Raw genomic sequence first — 15786 nt, forward strand, 5'->3', positions numbered from 1 at the left:
TGTGTCACGGCTGACGGGTGCTGATGCGCTGCTGGAAGAGCCAGGTCCAGAGCGCCGGGTCCGCGAAGGCGTTCTGCCACACGGTGTTGGAGTGCCCCACGCCCGGGTAGGTGGTGATGGCGTGCATGGCGCTGGTGGTGCCTCCGCACTGCGTCTCCAGCTTCGTCTTGAGCGCGGTGGATTGGGACGCGGCGCCCATGGTGTCCGAGCCGCCATGGAACGGCCAGATGGGCAGCGTGCGCAGGTTGCAGAGGTTGGTCGTGTTGGCGGAGACAGGATAATTGGTGACGGCGAGGGGGACGAAGGCCGAGACGCGGTCCATGTAGCTGGCGAGCCCGGTGGACTCGTAGAGGACGTTGGCGCCGCCGCTGAAGCCCGCGAAGTAGACGCGGTCCGCGTCGACCAGGAGGTCGCGCTTCAGCTCGCCAAGCAGCGCCATCAGGCTGCTGACGTTGAAGTAGGCGTTCTCTCCACTGACACGGCCGTTGGTCCAATAGTGCATGGACACGGCGATGGCACCGAAGCCCGCGCGGTAGGTGGCGTCGCGCAGGTTCCAGGCGAGCCCTTCCGCGTTGGTGTTCACCGCCTGGTGGTCGTTGGTCAGCATCACGCCGCCGGTGCCCGGGAGCGAGAAGACGATGGGCCAGCGGGTGTTGCGGTCCGCGTTGTATCCGGCGGGGAGGAAGAGCGCGTAGGAGTAGCGGGCGTCCTGCACGGCGATCTGCTCACCGGCCGTGCACGACAGCGGACCGGTGGTGGGCGTGGTGGGATGGCCCATCACGCGCAGCTCGCGCACGTGGGCGTTGCTGGGGCCCAGGCCGGTGGCCGGGTCTCTGTATTCGAGCCACAGGAGGCGGACCTTGGAGGCGACCACGGGCATGGTGAAGGTCACCGTCTTCACGGTCGTCGTCTTGGGGTTGTTGCGCACGGAGCCGCCGGGGATGGGCTTCCAGCAGCCGCCGTCCCACGCCAGCAGGTCGAAGTTGACGAGGGCCTCCGGGGAGTCGACGTAGAAGGACGAGTGCAGCTCCACGCCGTGGATGAGGAAGCTGCCCTGGAGGTCGATGTCCAGGTGCGTGCCCCGCTGGGTCGTCCAGCCGGACTTCCAGAAGGTGGACAGGTTGTCGTCGGTGACGCGAGCTGGGACGTTCGCTCCGTCGGTGGACAGGGCGGTGGCGGGCTTGTTCTTCGCCACGTTCGTCAGCGTGGTGGTGGGGTTGCTCACCGTCACGGTGACATCGTCCGAGTGCGTGGCGCCATCGTCATCCGTCACGGTGAGGCGGAAGACGAGCGTGCCGGCCGCGAGCGCGCTGACGGACAGGGACGGCGTGTTGGCGCCGCTCAGCGAGGCGGTGGGGCCGCTCACCTGCGCCCACGCATAGGACGCGATGCTGCCATCTGAGTCGGTGGCGGAGCCGGTCAGCGTGATGCCCGCGTTGGGCAGCACCACCGTGCGGTCCGCGCCCGCGTTGGCCACGGGCGGCTGGTTCACCCCGGGCGTGGCGGGCGCGCCGAACACCCAGAGCTCCTTCACGCGGCAGTTCGAGCCCGCGGGCTCGTTGCACAGGAAGCGGACCTTCTGGCCCCGCACCACCTGCGTGAAGGTCCGGGACACGGCGACGCCCGTGGCCGGGTTGCCCGTCACCGTCGAGCCAGGGATGGGCTGCCAGCTCGTCCCGTCGTGGTACTGGAGCGCGAAGCTCGAGATGGCCCTGTCGCCCTGGTAGCCCGTGTAGACCTCCATCCGGTGGAGGTCGAACGTCCCCTGCAGGTCCACGTCGAGATACCGCTGCGAGGTGAAGTACTCACCGGTGCACCAGCGCGAGTCATCCGAGGTGATGTTCCCGTCCACCGCGTACTGCGGGAGGAAGACGTAGGGGTCCGTCTGGTATTGCGATGCCGTCGCCGGCTTGTTCAACGTGACGTTGACCAGCGTCTCCAGTGACGCCGACCGCGAGGACTCCTCGATGGGCGCCTGGGGCGTCGGGTCGCAACCGCTCAGCGCCAGGGCGCCGACACAGCTCCCCAGCAGGATGAAGGACTTGTTCAAGGCGAAATCTCCCGGACAGAACAGCAAAACAAGTTCTAGTCCAGGAGTGCACTCCAAGTACACGGGTAGGCTGGATGCTGAAGTTTCAGCGATACAGAAACATGTAGATGTCGATAGCAGTCACCCAGCCCAGGCGATGCGGATGAGGCCCTTCGAGGCGCCGGACTACGGCTTCAGCCCCGCGTAGACGGCGTCACGCACGGCGCCGGGGAACGCGCCCGACATGCCCTCGAACGCGGTGTTGGTCAGCGTCACCACGGTGACGCCGCTGCGCGGGTCCACGAACCAGTTGTGTCCGTACGCGCCGCCCCACTGCCACGTGCCCTGCGCCTGCTCACCCTGCGCCAGCTCCGCGTCCGCCAGCACCGCGGAGATGAGCCCCCAGCCCCAGCCCGGTCCCTGCGTCTGCGACTCCGCCCCCACGTGCACCGCGCCGAGCTTGTCCACGCTGGCCTTCTTCAGCACCGGCGCGCCGCCCTTGCGCAGCGCCTCCAGGAACTTCACGTAGTCCGCCGCCGTCCCCACCATGCCCGCGCCGCCCGAGGCGTACGCCTCCGCGCTCAGCGCCCGTCCCGGTGAGAAGCGGACCTTTCCGCCCCAGAGCGGCACGTCCTGCGTCCTGCCCATGCGCGTCGGCGTGGGCTTGCCGTCCGCGTACGCCGCCACCAGCCGCGAGGCATCGCCCGCCCGGAAGGACGTGTCCTTCAAGCCCAGGGGCCTCGTGACGAGCTTCGCCACGGCCTCCGGCAGCGGCGCCCCCGCGGCGCGAGAGACCACGGCGCCGAGCACGTCCGTCGACAGCGAGTAGTTCCAGCGCTGCCCCGGCTCGGAAGACAGCGGCACCGTCGCGAGCCTGCGCAGGTTCTCCTCCAACGTGAGCCCAGCCACCTCGTCCAGCCCGTCGGAGACGCCCGCCTTCTCATGGGCGGCCTCGCTCTGCGGCTGGAAGCCGTACGTCAGCCCCGAGGTGTGCGTCAGCAGGTGCTTCACCGTGATGACCGGCTCGCGGCCATCCGACAGCTTCGGCCGGAAGTCAGGCAGCCACTTCGTGACGGGGTCCTCCAGCGACAGCTTCCCCTGCTCCACCAGCGCCAGCGCCGCCACCGAGACGAGCGGCTTCGTCATGGACGCCAGCCGGAACACGCTGTCCTCGCGCATGGGGTGCTTCGCCTCCCGGTCGGCGAAGCCCGCGGCGCGGCGGTAGACGACCTTTCCATCGCGGAGCACGGTGACCACCGTGCCGACGATGCGCTGCTCGGCCAGGGCCTGGTCGATGACCGCATCCAGGTTGCGGGCCACCGCGGCCGGGCCGGTGGCCGTCGGGGCCGCGGTGGACTTGGGAGCAGCGGAGGACACACCAAGGCTGGCAGCCACCAGCAGGCTGGCGATGGCAGGATTCATGGGTCGGGACTCCTTTTTATGTAGCGGGTGTTATTTAAATAGGACTCGCCTCCCACGATTTCAATAGTGAGCGTTATGAAAAAGGACCTGTCCCCCCGACCCCGAGGTCGGCCCCGGGAGTTCGACGAGACGAAGGCCGTGGACCGGGCGCTGGAGGTGTTCTGGCGGCTGGGCTACGAGGGCGCGTCCGTGGCGCAGCTCACCCAGGCCATGGGGCTCACCGCGCCCAGCCTCTACGCCGCGTTCGGCTCCAAGGAGGGCCTGTACCGGCGGGTGCTGGAGCGCTACCAGCAGGGCCCGGGCGCCTACACCTGGAATGTGTTCACCGAGGAGCCCACCGTGAGGGCCGCCGTCGAGCGACTGCTGCGCGAGACGGCCCATCACTTCACGCGCCGCAAGCAGCCTCCCGGCTGCATGATTTCCACGGCGCTCCTGCGCTGCGCGGAGGAGCACCAGCCGGTGGCGGACTTCGTCGCGAGCCTGCGCACCCGCGCGGTGGGCGTGTTCCGCGAGCACATCCAGCGCGCCATCGCCAAGGGGGAGCTGCCCGCGGGCACGGACGCGGAGGCCATGGCCCGCTACCACGGCGCCATCATCCAGGGCATGTCCGTGCAGGCCCAGGACGGCGCGAGCGAGGCGGAATTGCTCGGGCTGGTGGAGGTGGCGATGCGGGCCTGGAGCCCTCCGGCCAGCCGGCCTCGCGCGCGCTGACCCGGGGGAACACCGCCCTTTCGGGCCGGAAAGTCCCTGCGAATCCGGCCGGTTGCGCCGCTCCTTGTCCCACCTCCCCCATGCCGCGCGGGTTTGCGGTGCGACGGGCGTCCGGGAGGCTTATCAACACGGGTAAGGATGCCCGACATGACCGCCCAAGAACGCGTCGAGACCGCCGCCGCCCGCGCGCTGAAGGTGTTTCCGCTGCCGTCGGCGGTGCTCTTCCCCCACACCCTCATCCCCCTGCACATCTTCGAGCCGCGCTACCGGGACATGGTGCGTGACGCGCTCGCGGGGGACCGCGTGGTGGCGCTGGCCCAGCTGGAGACGGGCTGGGAGGGCAACTACGAGGGGCGTCCCCCCATGCAGCCCATCATGTGCGCGGGCGTCATCGCCTGGGACGAGCAGGTGGAGGAGGGCCGCTACAACATCCTCCTGCAGGGCGTCAGCCGCATCCGGATGATCTCCGAGCTGTCGGGGGACAAGTCCTACCGCGAGGTGCGCGCGCAGGTGCTCGCGGACCACCCCTACCAGGGGCCCGAGGAGGAGCGGCTGCGACAGGCCGTCTTCGAGCTGGCCGGGCGCGTGCCGCCCACCTTCGCGGAGAGCCTGCTGCCGGTGGCGGCGCGCGCGGGCGGAGGGATGCTCGCGGACGTGGTGGCCTCGGCCATCATCCCGGAGGCCGAGCGGCGCCAGCAGCTGCTCGTCGAGCTGGACGTGAAGCGCCGGCTGGAGGCGGTGCTCGCGGACGTGGGTGAGCTCATCGCCCGGCTCCAGCCCGTGCGGCCCTCCGGCCCACTGAACTGAAGCACCCCGGGCCCCCCGTCGCGGGGCTTGCCTTGCGCGTCGCTCCAGGCATTGCTGGGCCCCTCGTCGGGAACGAAAGGGGAGTGGGGAACCATGCGGCTCGTGAAAGTCGGCATCGCCAGCGTCAACACCGTCGTCGGAGCCTTCGTCCGCAACACGGACAGGGCCCTGGCACTGGCGAAGCGGATGGCCGAGGACGGCGTCACCGTGGGCGTCTTCCAGGAGCAGCTCATCGCCGGCTACCCGGCCGAGGACATGGTGCAGTGGCAGGGCTTCATCGACCGGCAGTGGCCGGAGCTGGAGCGCTTCGCGAACCAGACGGCGTCGCTGCCCACGGTGTTCCTGGTGGGCGTGGGCGTGGCGCTGCAGGGCCAGCGGCTCAACTGCGCCGCGGTGGTGGCCGGAGGGCGGGTGCTGGGCCTGGTGCCCAAGGAGAAGCTGCCCACGTACAGCGTCTTCTATGAGGCGCGCACGTTCGGCCGCGGCCAGCCGGGCATGGCGGAGGTGTACCGGGGCGTGCCCCTGGGCGACTACCTGTTCCAGTTCGACTTCGGCCTCATCGCGCCGGAGGTCTGCGAGGACATCTGGAGCGCGGATGGCCCCATGCGCCGGCGCACGTACTCGGGCGCGGAGCTGGTCATCAACCTGTCCGCGTCCCCGTTCCGGCTGGGCTTCGTGGAGACGCGCCGCGAGCTCATCGCCACGCGCGCCGCGGACCACCAGTGCACCATCGCCTACTGCAACGCGGTGGGCAGCAACGACGGGCTCATCTTCGACGGCGGCGGCTTCCTCAACCAGAACGGTCGCCACGTCATGGAGACGCCGCGCTTCCAGGAGGGCTACGCGGCGGCCGTCGTCGACCTGGACCGCACCCTGCGCCTGAGGGGCGAGGCCACCACCTGGCGCGTGGACCGCGAGTCGTGGCTGTCCTCCGGTGGCAAGAGCGTGCCGGTGCTCGACTGCACCAAGACGGTGGCCACGCGGCGCGAGGCGCTCACGTATCCGGTGCCGCCGCACAGGAGCTTCTTCCTGCCCGCCCCCGACAAGCGCTGCCCCGCGCGCGAGGCCTTGTGCGAGGACATCCTGGACGCGCTCGCGCTGGGCGTGGGCGACTACTTCGAGAAGACGCGCGCCTTCAAGGTGCTGGGCATCGCGCTGTCGGGCGGACGCGATTCGCTGCTCACGCTGCTCATCGCCCACCGCTACGCGAAGCGCGCGCGGCCGGACAACCCCGGCTCGCTCATCCAGGCGTTCTACATGCCCAGCCGCTTCTCCAGCGACTCCACGCGCGAGGCGGCAGAGACGATTGCGCGCGAGCTGGGCGTGGCCTTCCAGGTCGTCTCCATCGACGAGGCCTTCGAGCGCGAGCGCGCCGTGGCGGAGACGATGCTGGGCGGCGCCCCCGTCACCGCCATCACCGAGCAGAACATCCAGGCCCGCCTGCGCGCCCAGCGCATGTGGAACTGGAGCAACTCCTGCGGCGGCCTGTTCCTGCAGACGGGCAACATGAGCGAGAAGTCCGTGGGCTACACCACCATCGGCGGAGACCTGATGGGCGCGCTCGCCGTCATCTCCAACGTGCCCAAGACGGTGGTGATGTACCTGCTGGACTACCTCCAGGAGACCACCGGCCACGAGGGCATCCGCAAGGTGCTCGCCAAGCCCGCGGGGCCAGAGCTGGCGCACAACCAGGTGGGCGAGGAGGAGCTGATGCCCTTCCCCATCCTGGACGCGTGCTTCTACCTGTTCGCCGCGGAGAAGCTCACGCCCGCGGAGATGCTCCAGGCGCTCACGGCCATGTTCCCGGAGGTGGACGCGACGCGGCTTGCGGGCCACGTGGACAAGTTCGTGCGGCTGTTCAACCAGTCCATCTACAAGTGGGTCCAGTCCCCGCTGTCGCTGCACATCGGCAACCTGGACCTGGACCGCGAGCGCGCGCTGCAGCTGCCCGTCGTCACCGGCTCCGAGTGGCTGCGCGCGAAGTGAGCCACTGAACGCGCCACCGTGTTGCCCGTGCCCCACGTCCGCCCGCTTGCTGGGCGTGGGGGCGCGCTGGGGTGATCTCCACCCTTGTGCTCCTTGCCGGATGTCGCCCCGGAAACAACCTTCATGTCAGCCACTCGACGACGGAGGGTTGGATGAAAGCGAAGATTCTGGCTGGCGCCATCGGGGCGCTCATGTACGGCACCTCGGCCTTGGCTTCGGATGGCGATTGCCCGCCGCCCCAGGCGAGCACGGAGCGCCAGGGGCAAGGCGTGTTGTTGGCCCAGTCGCAGGACACCTCTTCGGGCAGCTCGGACGTGCTGCAGGAGGAAGACATCATCATCGAGACCGAGCCGGTACCCGACTCCATGGGCGTGGACGACGACTCGGGCATCGGTGGCAGTGGAACGAGCGGGCAGGATGACTCCTCCAGTGGGAGCAGCCAGGCCCTGCCGCCCGCACAGGGCGAGCTGCGCCTGAACATGCCGCTGCGCTGTGAGCCCGTGGACTCGCAGCAGCAGGGCACGGGTGGCAGCGGCTTCGACAGCCAGCAGCAGGGCATCCAGAGCGTGCCAGCTCCGGCCCCCGCTCCATCCGCGCCGCAGCCTCGTCCCGAGGCGGGGGCTCCGGTGGAGCCGCAGTCGGAGTCCTATCCGGCGCCCGAGCAGGACGCCTTCGGTGGGAGCGGCGTCGCGGCGCCTCCGCCGGCGGACTATCGGCCCTCGGCGGAATCGGCCGAGCCCATCGAGCCGCTCGAGGTGAAGAAGAAGGACAAGCACGACATGAAAGGGCTGAGCCTGCTGCTCAACGGCGGTGTGGAGGGCTACACCGGCGCGCTGGCTCCGCAGCTCAACCCGGGCCCCACGGCGGGTGTGACGGCCGCCATCCGGCCCTCGAAGGTGTTCGGCATCGAGCTGGGCTACACCGGCGCGCTCAACAACATCGACTCCAAGCGCGGCGAGGTGGACACGGACGGTCCGGACCTGGTGCGCAACGGCGGTCAGGCGGTGGCGACGCTCGGGCTGACGCCCACCCCGTGGCAGCCGTACGTGCTGGGTGGCATCGGCATCAGCGACTACAACTTCCGAGGCGGCCAGTCGCTGGGCTACAAGGATGACACCGTGGGCAACGTGCCGGCCGGCGTGGGGCTGCGAGGCCACGTGGGCAACTTCACCGTGGACGCGCGCGCCAACTACAACTTCCTCTTCGACAAGGACTTCGCTCCGGGCATCGACTCCGGTGGCGGTGACTTCGACGGGGGCGGCAGCTACCAGGGCACCGTCAGCGTGGGTGGTACCTTCTGAGGGGCGGTCCTGACGCCTTCACACAGGGCGTGGTCAGTGGCGCGGTGCCCGGTAGCCAACGGGCCCGCGCCGCTGTGTTTTCAGGTGCGGCGCGCGGGGCACCCGCGGGTTAAGGTGAAACCTTCCACTGCAACAGGAGAGGGAATGAGCCTGAAGGTCGAGGATTCGAAGGTGGGCACCGGGACGGAGGCCACCGCCGGCAAGTCGGTCACCGTGCACTACGTGGGGACGCTGACGGACGGCAAGAAGTTCGACAGCAGCCGGGACCGGGGCCAGGGCTTCACGTTCCGTCTCGGCGCGGGTCAGGTCATCCAGGGTTGGGACCAGGGCGTCGCGGGCATGAAGGTGGGCGGCGTGCGCAAGCTCACCATTCCCCCGGAGCTGGGCTACGGCTCGCGCGGCGCGGGCGGCGTCATCCCGCCCAACGCCACCCTGGTGTTCGAGGTGGAGCTGCTGGACGTCCGCTGAAGTCATGCCCCGCTGACGGCGGGGAGAAACGAGGGCCGTCATGGCGACGGTGGAAATCACCAAGGACAACTTCAAGGAAACCGTCGGCAAGGACGGTATCGTCATCCTGGACTGGTGGGCGTCGTGGTGCGGCCCGTGCCGTCTCTTCGCGCCCACCTTCGAGACGTCGTCCGGCAAGCACCCGGACATCGTCTTCGGGAAGATAGACACGGAGGCGCAGCCGGAGCTCTCCGGGGCCTTTGAAATCCGCTCCATTCCCACCCTCATGGTGTTCCGTGACGGCATCCTCCTGTTCGAGCAGGCGGGCGCGCTGCCGGCCGCCGCGCTGGAGGACCTGGTCCGTCAGGTGAGGGGCTTGGACATGGCGCAGGTGAAGAAGGAAATCGAGGAGCGCCGGGGCAAGGAAGCGCCCAAGGCCTGAGCGGCCTGGCTTCGCGCGAGCGGATGGAGGTCCGTCCGCTCGCGTGAGGTGGGGCGGCTCACCAGTGGATGAGCAGGGAGAAGTCCTTGTAGGGCGGCTCGCCCGACTCCAGCTCGACGCGGAAGCGGCGCTCGGGGTTGGTCTGCAAGAGGCCGCTGCGCACCAGGCCGCTGCACCACGCGGGGCCGAAGAACTCGTCCTTGAAGCTCAGGCGCGCGGTGGTGTCGGAGACGCGCTCGTACTCGCGCTCGCCGAAGGTGCTGGTGGCGCCCGCCAGGCCCGAGCCCACGGACAGGCCGCGGTGCGGGTCCTCGCCGGTGATGGCCATGACCATCTCGCCCACGGGGGCGGAGAAGACGTGGGAGGCGGCGGTGAAGGACAGCTGCTCCACCGCGGCCGCGTAGTCCTCACCCAGCTTCTCTCCCACGGACAGGGCGCCCTCGTGCAGCAGCGCCAGGTAGTCGCTGGCGGGCCGGTGGGTGGGCGCGCCGCGCGCGGGGACGGCGGGGATGGGCGCTTGGGCGGCGATGGCGAGCGACTGGCCCATCCTCCTGGCGATGCTCTCCCTGAGACAGTGGACGAACAGGTCGAGCACCAGGTGTTCGGGACGGCAGAGAGCCATGCGGGCTTGCAGGTGCGCGGGAGAGTCCATGTCACTTTCCTAGCGGCGCCCGGTGGGCCAAGTCCAGGGGGGCGGGCTCGTCCGCGGGTCGCTCCGTCATTTGGCGACCGTGCAAACCCCTCCGCCGTTGAGGTGGGCCTGGTCGACGATGCTCTGGGTGACGAATTGCTGCAGCGTGCGCACATCGTGGGCGCCGGGCAGATACACCACGGGTTGACCCGCCGCGTCGCGCAGCTCGCCTCCGTCCCGACCTCGCAGGTCGGTGAGCAGCTGGGAGGCGAGTCCCTCCGGAGTGATGAGGTTGCCCTCGGTCGCCGTCGCGGCGATGGCGTCGAAGCGCAGCTGCACGCCCCGGTGGGTCCCGAGCCTGTCGTAGAACATGTGTTCGGCGTGGATGGTGACCTCCACGTCCGCGCGTGAGCCCTCGGGGACGATGATGCCCTGGGTGCCGTCCACCCCGTTGATGCAGTCCACCATGCGCGCGTCGACGGGGAAGCCCATCCGGAATTCGAACACACCCACACCGGACTTCACCGCGCGCCCCTCCACCCAGTAGCTGAAGCCGCGCTCGCGCATCCTGTGCAGGTCGTCGGCGGAGACCTGTCCGTCGGCCAGCTCGGTGCCGTCGTGGGGAGGGCTGACCCGGAAGCCCACGTCCCAGCGGCCCGCGGGCAGGCCCGAAAGCTCCGTGAGCGGGATGTCTCCCTTCTGCACGTCCACCAGCACGTGGCGCGGGCTTTCGCGCACCTCGCCGGACGCGGACGTCAGGCGCACCTCGCCCAGGGACACCAGGTACTTGGTGAACTGCACGGACCAGCCATCCTGGAAGAGGGTGTCCGGCAGGCCGCGCTGGGTGCCGTCCCCACCGCTCATCGTCACGTGCACGTCTCCGGTGGCCACGTTGTCGCAGCCCGCGAACAGCAGGGGGGCGAGCACGCAGAGCAGGAGACCTCTCGGGTTCGTTTTCATGTTCCCGGGATGTATATGCAACCAAGTTGCGATTCAAGCGGGCTCGTTGTATCTGCGAGCGGTCGACGTTCGCGGTGGCGGGTGCCGCCGGTTCCAGGAGTGAGGGCCTCGCCGTGTGGATTGCGATGCTGGTGATGTGTGCGATGGGGGCGCTGGAGGAGGTGCCCATCACACCGCCGGTTCCGGTGGAGGCGGCGCCGCCGTCGATGCCCGTGGATGCGCCGGTGCTGGAGCGGCCGGCGACGGTGGTGTTGCGGCTGACCATCGACGAGGCGGGGGAGGTGTCGCGCGCGGAGGTGCAGGCCTCGGCGGGGCGGGTGTTCGACCGGGCGGCGATGGAGGCGGCGGTGCGGTGGCGCTTCCAGCCGGCGCGACGGGGTGAGGCGCCGCTCGAGGTGCGGGTGGATGTGCCGGTGCACTTCGTCCCGGAGGCGGCGGGTGGCGTGGGGGCGCACCATCATGGTGAGGCGATGGCCGCCACGGCGGTGCCGGCGCGAGGGAGCGAATCGACGGGCGCCCGGTCCACGTCGGATGGTTCGGCGGCTGGCGGTGAATCGCCGAGCGATGAACTCGGCTCCTCGATGGCGTCCCGCTCTTCGCGGGAGGCGTCGGCTCGAAGCGCGGCGGCCGGGGCTGAATCGCCGAGCGATGAGCTCGGTTCCGCGGCGGAGTCCCGCTCGTTGCGGGGAGCTTCGGCCCAAGGCGCGGCGGCTGGTAGCGCATCGCCAGGTGAGGCGACGAGCATCGCGTCATCGGCGCAAACAGGCGCTGCTCCGGGCGCTTCAACCTCGGACGACGCAGAGAGTTCGGATTCGTTACGGGAGCAGGGCGTCACAAGGGAGACGAAGTCCTCCGAGCGGGTCCTCTCCACCACCGTCCGCGATGTCGCCGCGGCGCCTCCGCCCGTCGCGGTGGGCGACTTCCACATCGAGGTGGGGCAGCTCGCGGACGTGCCGCGCAACTCCGCCTCCGACCTGATGTTGCTCGCGCCCGGCGTGATGCTCGCGAACCACGGAGGCGAAGGACACGCGGAGACGGTGTTCATCCGGGGCTTCGACGCGGGCGAGGGCAAGGACGTGGAGATGCGCCTCAACGGCGTGCCCCTGAACGAGGTCTCCCACGCGCACGGCCACGGCTACGCGGACACGTACTTCATCATCCCGGAGCTGGTGGACGCGCTTCGAGTGACGGAAGGTCCCTATGACGCGTCCCAGGGAGACTTCGGCGTGGCGGGCACGGTCGAGTACCAGCTCGGGCTGAAGCGCCGGGGGCTCACCACGTCGGTCAGCTATGGCAGCTTCGCCTCGCGTCGGCTCGCGCTGGTGTGGGGCCCGCCCGAGTCCAGCGAGGCCACCTTCGTGGGACTGCTCCTGCGTCAGGGCGACGGCTTCGGGCCGAATCGCTCGTTCGCCAACGCGAGCGCCATGGCGCAGGTGGAGCTGCTCCTCGGTGACGACACCCGGCTGCGGTTGCTCGGCACGAGCTATGGCGCGCGCTTCGCCTCCGCGGGTGTGGTGCGCGAGACGGACGTGGTGGACTCGCGGCTGCCCTGCGCGCCGGACGCGGACTCACAGTTCTTCTGCTTCTACGACGAGAACCAGGGCGGCGCGAGCCAGCGCCACATCGTCTCCGCCGAGCTCCAGTCTCGGCTGAAGCGCGGCGGCCGACTGGTGCAGCAGGGGTACGTGGTGCTGCGCCAGACGCGCATCCGCGACAACTTCACCGGTTTCATGCAGGACACCCCGCCCGTTGGTCAGTCCCAGCGAGGCGACACGGCGGAGGGCTTCTATCGCGGCAACACGCTGGGCCTGCGCGGTCGGTACATCCCGGGGCTCACGTTGCTGGGGGAAGCGCGTCCGCTGGAGCTGGGCTACGTGGCCCGCTACGACGACGTGCGCACGCGCTCACGGCGACTGCGGGACAGCGGCGGCGCGCCCTACGCCACGCTCTACGACAACCAGGTGCGCACCACGAACCTGGGTGGCTACGCGTCCCTGCGTGTCTCGCCCCGTCCCTGGCTCACGCTGCGCGCGGGCCTGCGGCTGGACACGTTCCTGTTCGGCGTGGAGGACCTGAACCGTCCCGCGGTGGACCGGGACGGGCCCCGGCTCACGGATGAGTCCGTGGATGCCTATGGCTTCTTCGCCAGTCCCCGGGCCAGCGCGGAGGTGAAGCTGTCGCCCCGGCTCACGTGGATGACGAGCGCGGGGCTCGGCGCGCGCTCCAGTGACGCGGCCGCGCTGTCCGACGCGGAGCTGGCGCCGTATGCGCGGGTGGCCTCGGGAGAGACGGGGCTCGGCTGGCGGCTGGAGGGCGAGGGGCATCCGTACACCCTGGAGGCACGCGGTGCTGTCTTCGCCACCCGTGTGTCGCAGGACTTCGTCTTCGACGAGCGCCTGGGCCGCAATCAACCCATCGGCGCGTCGCAGCGCCTGGGCGCCTTCGCCACGGGCCGCTTCGTGTGGAGCGAGTGGATGGACGTGCAGGCCTCCATCGCCTGGGCGCGCGCCACGCTGCCCACGCCCGGCGCGTCCGCGTGGAAGCTGTGGGATGGCGCGGTGATGCCCTACATCCCGGCGCTGCTGGGTCGACTGGATGCGTCGGTGCGCGGCGACGTCACGCTCGCGGGTGAGCGCGTGGGCTGGAACGTGGCGTTGGGGCACAGCGCGGTGGGGCCTCGGCCGCTCCCGCTCGACCGCTACAGCGCGCCCGTCTTCCTCTTCGACGTGGCCACGCGCGCGCGCTGGAGCTGGGTGGAGTTCGGCGTGTCCGTGGAGAACGCGCTCGATACGCGCTGGCGCGAGACGGAGCTCAACTACGTCTCCAACTTCCGTGGCGCGGATGCGCCCGCCTCGCTGCTCGCCACGCGGCACTTCACCGCCGGGCCTCCGCGCACCTTCCGCGGCACCCTCACGCTGTACCTGGACTTCGAGGAGGACTCTCCATGAGCTCGCCCGTGTTTCCTCGCGGCATGTCCCGCCGTGCCTTCACGCTGGGCCTGGGCGCGGCCCTCGCGGCGGGTGGCTCAGCCTGTGGACTCTCCGGCACCGGTGGTCGCGGCATCGTGTTCCACATGGGCCTGCGCACCGCGCTCGCGCCCGAGGCCACGCAGCTCGGTGAGTTCACCACGGACACGGGCTGGGGCGTGCGGCTCACCTCGGCGCGGATGGTGCTGGGACCCATCTACCTCTTCGAGAACGCGTCCCCCCTCCAGCAACAGGCGCGCGGTGTCCTCCGCTCGTTGATGGACGTGCTCCTTCCCACGGCCCACGCGCACGACGGAGACTTCTTCTCCGGAGGCACGGTGCTCGGTGAGTGGGACCGCGAGGTGGTGTTCGACCTGCTCGCCCAGGGTGACGCGCGGGTGCTCGGGCGCTCTCCCGGCATCGCGGGCCGTGCGCGCTCGTTCTCCCTGCTGCTCCAGCCGCCCTCTCGGGCACTCGGCGACGAGGGCGCGGCGCTGCAGGGGCACTCCGTGCTGATGGAGGGCACGGCCTTCCGGGGCGAGCAGCGCGTCCCCTTCCGCGTCGCGCTCGACTTCCCTCCGCCCGTGGAGCTCCAGCGCGTGGACTTCGTGCCCATCGAGGCGGACCTGGACGACGACGGCCTCTTCGTCGTGGAGGTCCGCCCCCATCAGTGGTTCCAGGGCGCGCACTTCGACCGGCTCCCTCCGTCCACCGAGGGGCTCCCGGTGGACGTGACGGCCGAGACCCAGGTGCACCGCGCGTTGTCCGTCAACGTGCGGCGCTTCACCGCCTTCTCGGGAGCGTGGGAGCCGGGCTTCACGTCATGAGGTGCTCGCGCCACCGGGCACGGGCGACGCGCTCCGGCCGCTCACTCGCGAGATGCTCAGCCACACCAGCGTCACCGCGAGCCAGCCCACGGTGAGCGCCCGCCAGGACATGGGCGCGTTCGCCTGGACGAGCCACAGCGTCACGGCGCCCCCCATGGCGAACACCCGCGCCATCTCCAGCGGCAGCCCCCAGCGCTTGGACTCCATCATCCCGCCCCACGCGGTGGCCATGCCCCAGAAGAAGACGCTGAGCACCAGCTTCTGCCAGCCCGACAGCGGCGAGGCGTGGTGGCTGACCAGCAGCATGAAGGGCATCGACGCAATCATCTGGAAGACGAGGTAGCCGCGGATGTTGGGCAGCTCGGTGGACTGGAACTTCACCTCGACGCCGGTCTGGTTCCACTTGGTCTCCACCCGGGCCGGCAGGTCCGCGGGGCGCCAGCCGGTGGGCATCACCCACAGCCGCAGCTTGTCCCACCAGTTGCGCGTCTTCACCGCGTCGCTGCACAGCTTCGCCCAGAACTGGAAGTTGATGACGGTGGGGTCCCACGTGTTGGGCGGCGTGGTGACGCCGTAGGAGCACTCCTCCGTCTCCTCCCGGTACGTGCCGAACATCTTGTCCCAGATGATGAGGAAGCCCGCGTAGTTCTTGTCGATGTAGACGTCATTGCGCGCGTGGTGCACGCGGTGGTGCGACGGCGTGTTGAGCCAGGACTCAATCCACCGGGGTAGCTTGGGGATGACGCGGGTGTGGGGGATGAACTGGAGCACCAGGTGGAAGGCCACCATGGCGAGCACGGCCTCCGGCGAGAAGCCGATGACGACGAGCGGCCAGTAGAACAGGAACGAGAACAGCCGCTGGGTGACGCTGGCGCGCAGGGCCACCGCGTAGTTGAGCTCCTCGGTGGAGTGGTGGGGCGAGTGCGCGGCCCAGCCGATGTTGGTGCGGTGCCCGAAGCGGTGGAACCAGTAGAAGAGGAAGTCGACGCCCAGGAAGAGCCCGACGAGCGCCCACGGCGAGGTGCTGTCGATGCGCCACAGGGACAGCTCGCCCAGCAGCGTGAACAGGGGCAGCACCATCAGCGCCACGGCCACGTTGACGCACTGGTTGAGGACCGCGGTGCCCACGCTCGCGATGGAGTCCTGGAAGCTGTAATAGCCGTTGCGCTTCGCCACGCAGTAGATGAACTCGCCCAGCGCCAGCGCGATGACGAAGGGCGTGGCGATGGCGTAGACGTTGATGGACATGCCCTCGGG

At 69.9% G+C, this 15786-nt stretch carries 13 protein-coding genes; 8 read left to right on the forward strand and 5 right to left on the reverse strand.

The annotated features are described in order from the left end of the window. Positions 1-4 precede the first annotated feature (4 nt). Positions 5-2050, reverse strand: a complete 2046-nt coding sequence (locus OWM54_RS25140) for a PKD domain-containing protein (RefSeq protein WP_267699137.1) — start codon at positions 2048-2050, stop codon at positions 5-7. 165 nt (positions 2051-2215) lie between these two features. Further along, positions 2216-3451 (reverse strand): serine hydrolase domain-containing protein, encoded by a 1236-nt coding sequence (locus OWM54_RS25145; RefSeq protein ID WP_267699138.1) that lies wholly within the window; start codon positions 3449-3451, stop codon positions 2216-2218. A 75-nt stretch (positions 3452-3526) separates the two neighbouring features. Here OWM54_RS25145 and OWM54_RS25150 point away from each other — a divergent pair, with 75 nt between their 5' ends. From OWM54_RS25150 to trxA, 6 genes are all read left to right on the forward strand, one after another. Next, positions 3527-4162: a TetR/AcrR family transcriptional regulator gene (locus OWM54_RS25150; protein ID WP_267701166.1), complete on the forward strand. Its 636-nt coding sequence runs from the start codon at positions 3527-3529 to the stop codon at positions 4160-4162. 147 nt (positions 4163-4309) lie between these two features. Then, the gene (locus OWM54_RS25155; protein WP_223782831.1) at positions 4310-4969 is read left to right on the forward strand and encodes an LON peptidase substrate-binding domain-containing protein; all 660 of its coding nucleotides are present in this window, start codon (positions 4310-4312) and stop codon (positions 4967-4969) included. A gap of 93 nt (positions 4970-5062) precedes the next feature. Continuing rightward, positions 5063-6955 carry an NAD(+) synthase gene (gene nadE / locus OWM54_RS25160; protein ID WP_267699140.1) on the forward strand — a complete coding sequence of 631 codons (1893 nt, stop codon included), beginning with the start codon at positions 5063-5065 and terminating at the stop codon, positions 6953-6955. 152 nt (positions 6956-7107) lie between these two features. After that, positions 7108-8256 (forward strand): outer membrane protein, encoded by a 1149-nt coding sequence (locus tag OWM54_RS25165; RefSeq protein WP_267699141.1) that lies wholly within the window; start codon positions 7108-7110, stop codon positions 8254-8256. A gap of 144 nt (positions 8257-8400) precedes the next feature. After that, positions 8401-8724 (forward strand): FKBP-type peptidyl-prolyl cis-trans isomerase, encoded by a 324-nt coding sequence (locus tag OWM54_RS25170; RefSeq protein WP_046716635.1) that lies wholly within the window; start codon positions 8401-8403, stop codon positions 8722-8724. A 40-nt stretch (positions 8725-8764) separates the two neighbouring features. Then, on the forward strand, positions 8765-9145 hold the full coding sequence (trxA, locus tag OWM54_RS25175; protein WP_141326991.1) for a thioredoxin: 381 nt from the start codon (positions 8765-8767) through the stop codon (positions 9143-9145). Between the two features lie 58 nt (positions 9146-9203). Here the strand turns inward: trxA and OWM54_RS25180 are convergent, their stop codons facing one another. Beyond that, positions 9204-9797 (reverse strand): DUF2378 family protein, encoded by a 594-nt coding sequence (locus OWM54_RS25180; protein ID WP_223749625.1) that lies wholly within the window; start codon positions 9795-9797, stop codon positions 9204-9206. Between the two features lie 66 nt (positions 9798-9863). Next, positions 9864-10736, reverse strand: coding sequence for a hypothetical protein (locus OWM54_RS25185; RefSeq protein ID WP_267699142.1), 873 nt, complete (start codon positions 10734-10736; stop codon positions 9864-9866). Between the two features lie 113 nt (positions 10737-10849). Between OWM54_RS25185 and OWM54_RS25190 the strand changes: the two genes are divergently transcribed. Together OWM54_RS25190 and OWM54_RS25195 are read left to right on the forward strand one after the other, a co-directional pair. Continuing rightward, positions 10850-13684: a TonB family protein gene (locus OWM54_RS25190; RefSeq protein WP_267699143.1), complete on the forward strand. Its 2835-nt coding sequence runs from the start codon at positions 10850-10852 to the stop codon at positions 13682-13684. Next, entirely contained in the window at positions 13681-14529 is an 849-nt protein-coding gene (locus tag OWM54_RS25195; RefSeq protein ID WP_267699144.1) for a hypothetical protein, read from the forward strand. Before OWM54_RS25190 ends, OWM54_RS25195 begins: the two co-directional genes overlap by 4 nt. On the opposite strand, the gene OWM54_RS25200 is transcribed toward OWM54_RS25195, so the two are convergent. Then, on the reverse strand, positions 14524-15777 hold the full coding sequence (locus OWM54_RS25200; RefSeq protein WP_267699145.1) for a sterol desaturase family protein: 1254 nt from the start codon (positions 15775-15777) through the stop codon (positions 14524-14526). The genes OWM54_RS25195 and OWM54_RS25200 overlap by 6 nt on opposite strands. Positions 15778-15786: the final 9 nt, after the last annotated feature.

The sequence above is a fragment of the Myxococcus sp. MISCRS1 genome (genome assembly GCF_026626605.1).
GTDB lineage: Bacteria > Myxococcota > Myxococcia > Myxococcales > Myxococcaceae > Myxococcus > Myxococcus fulvus.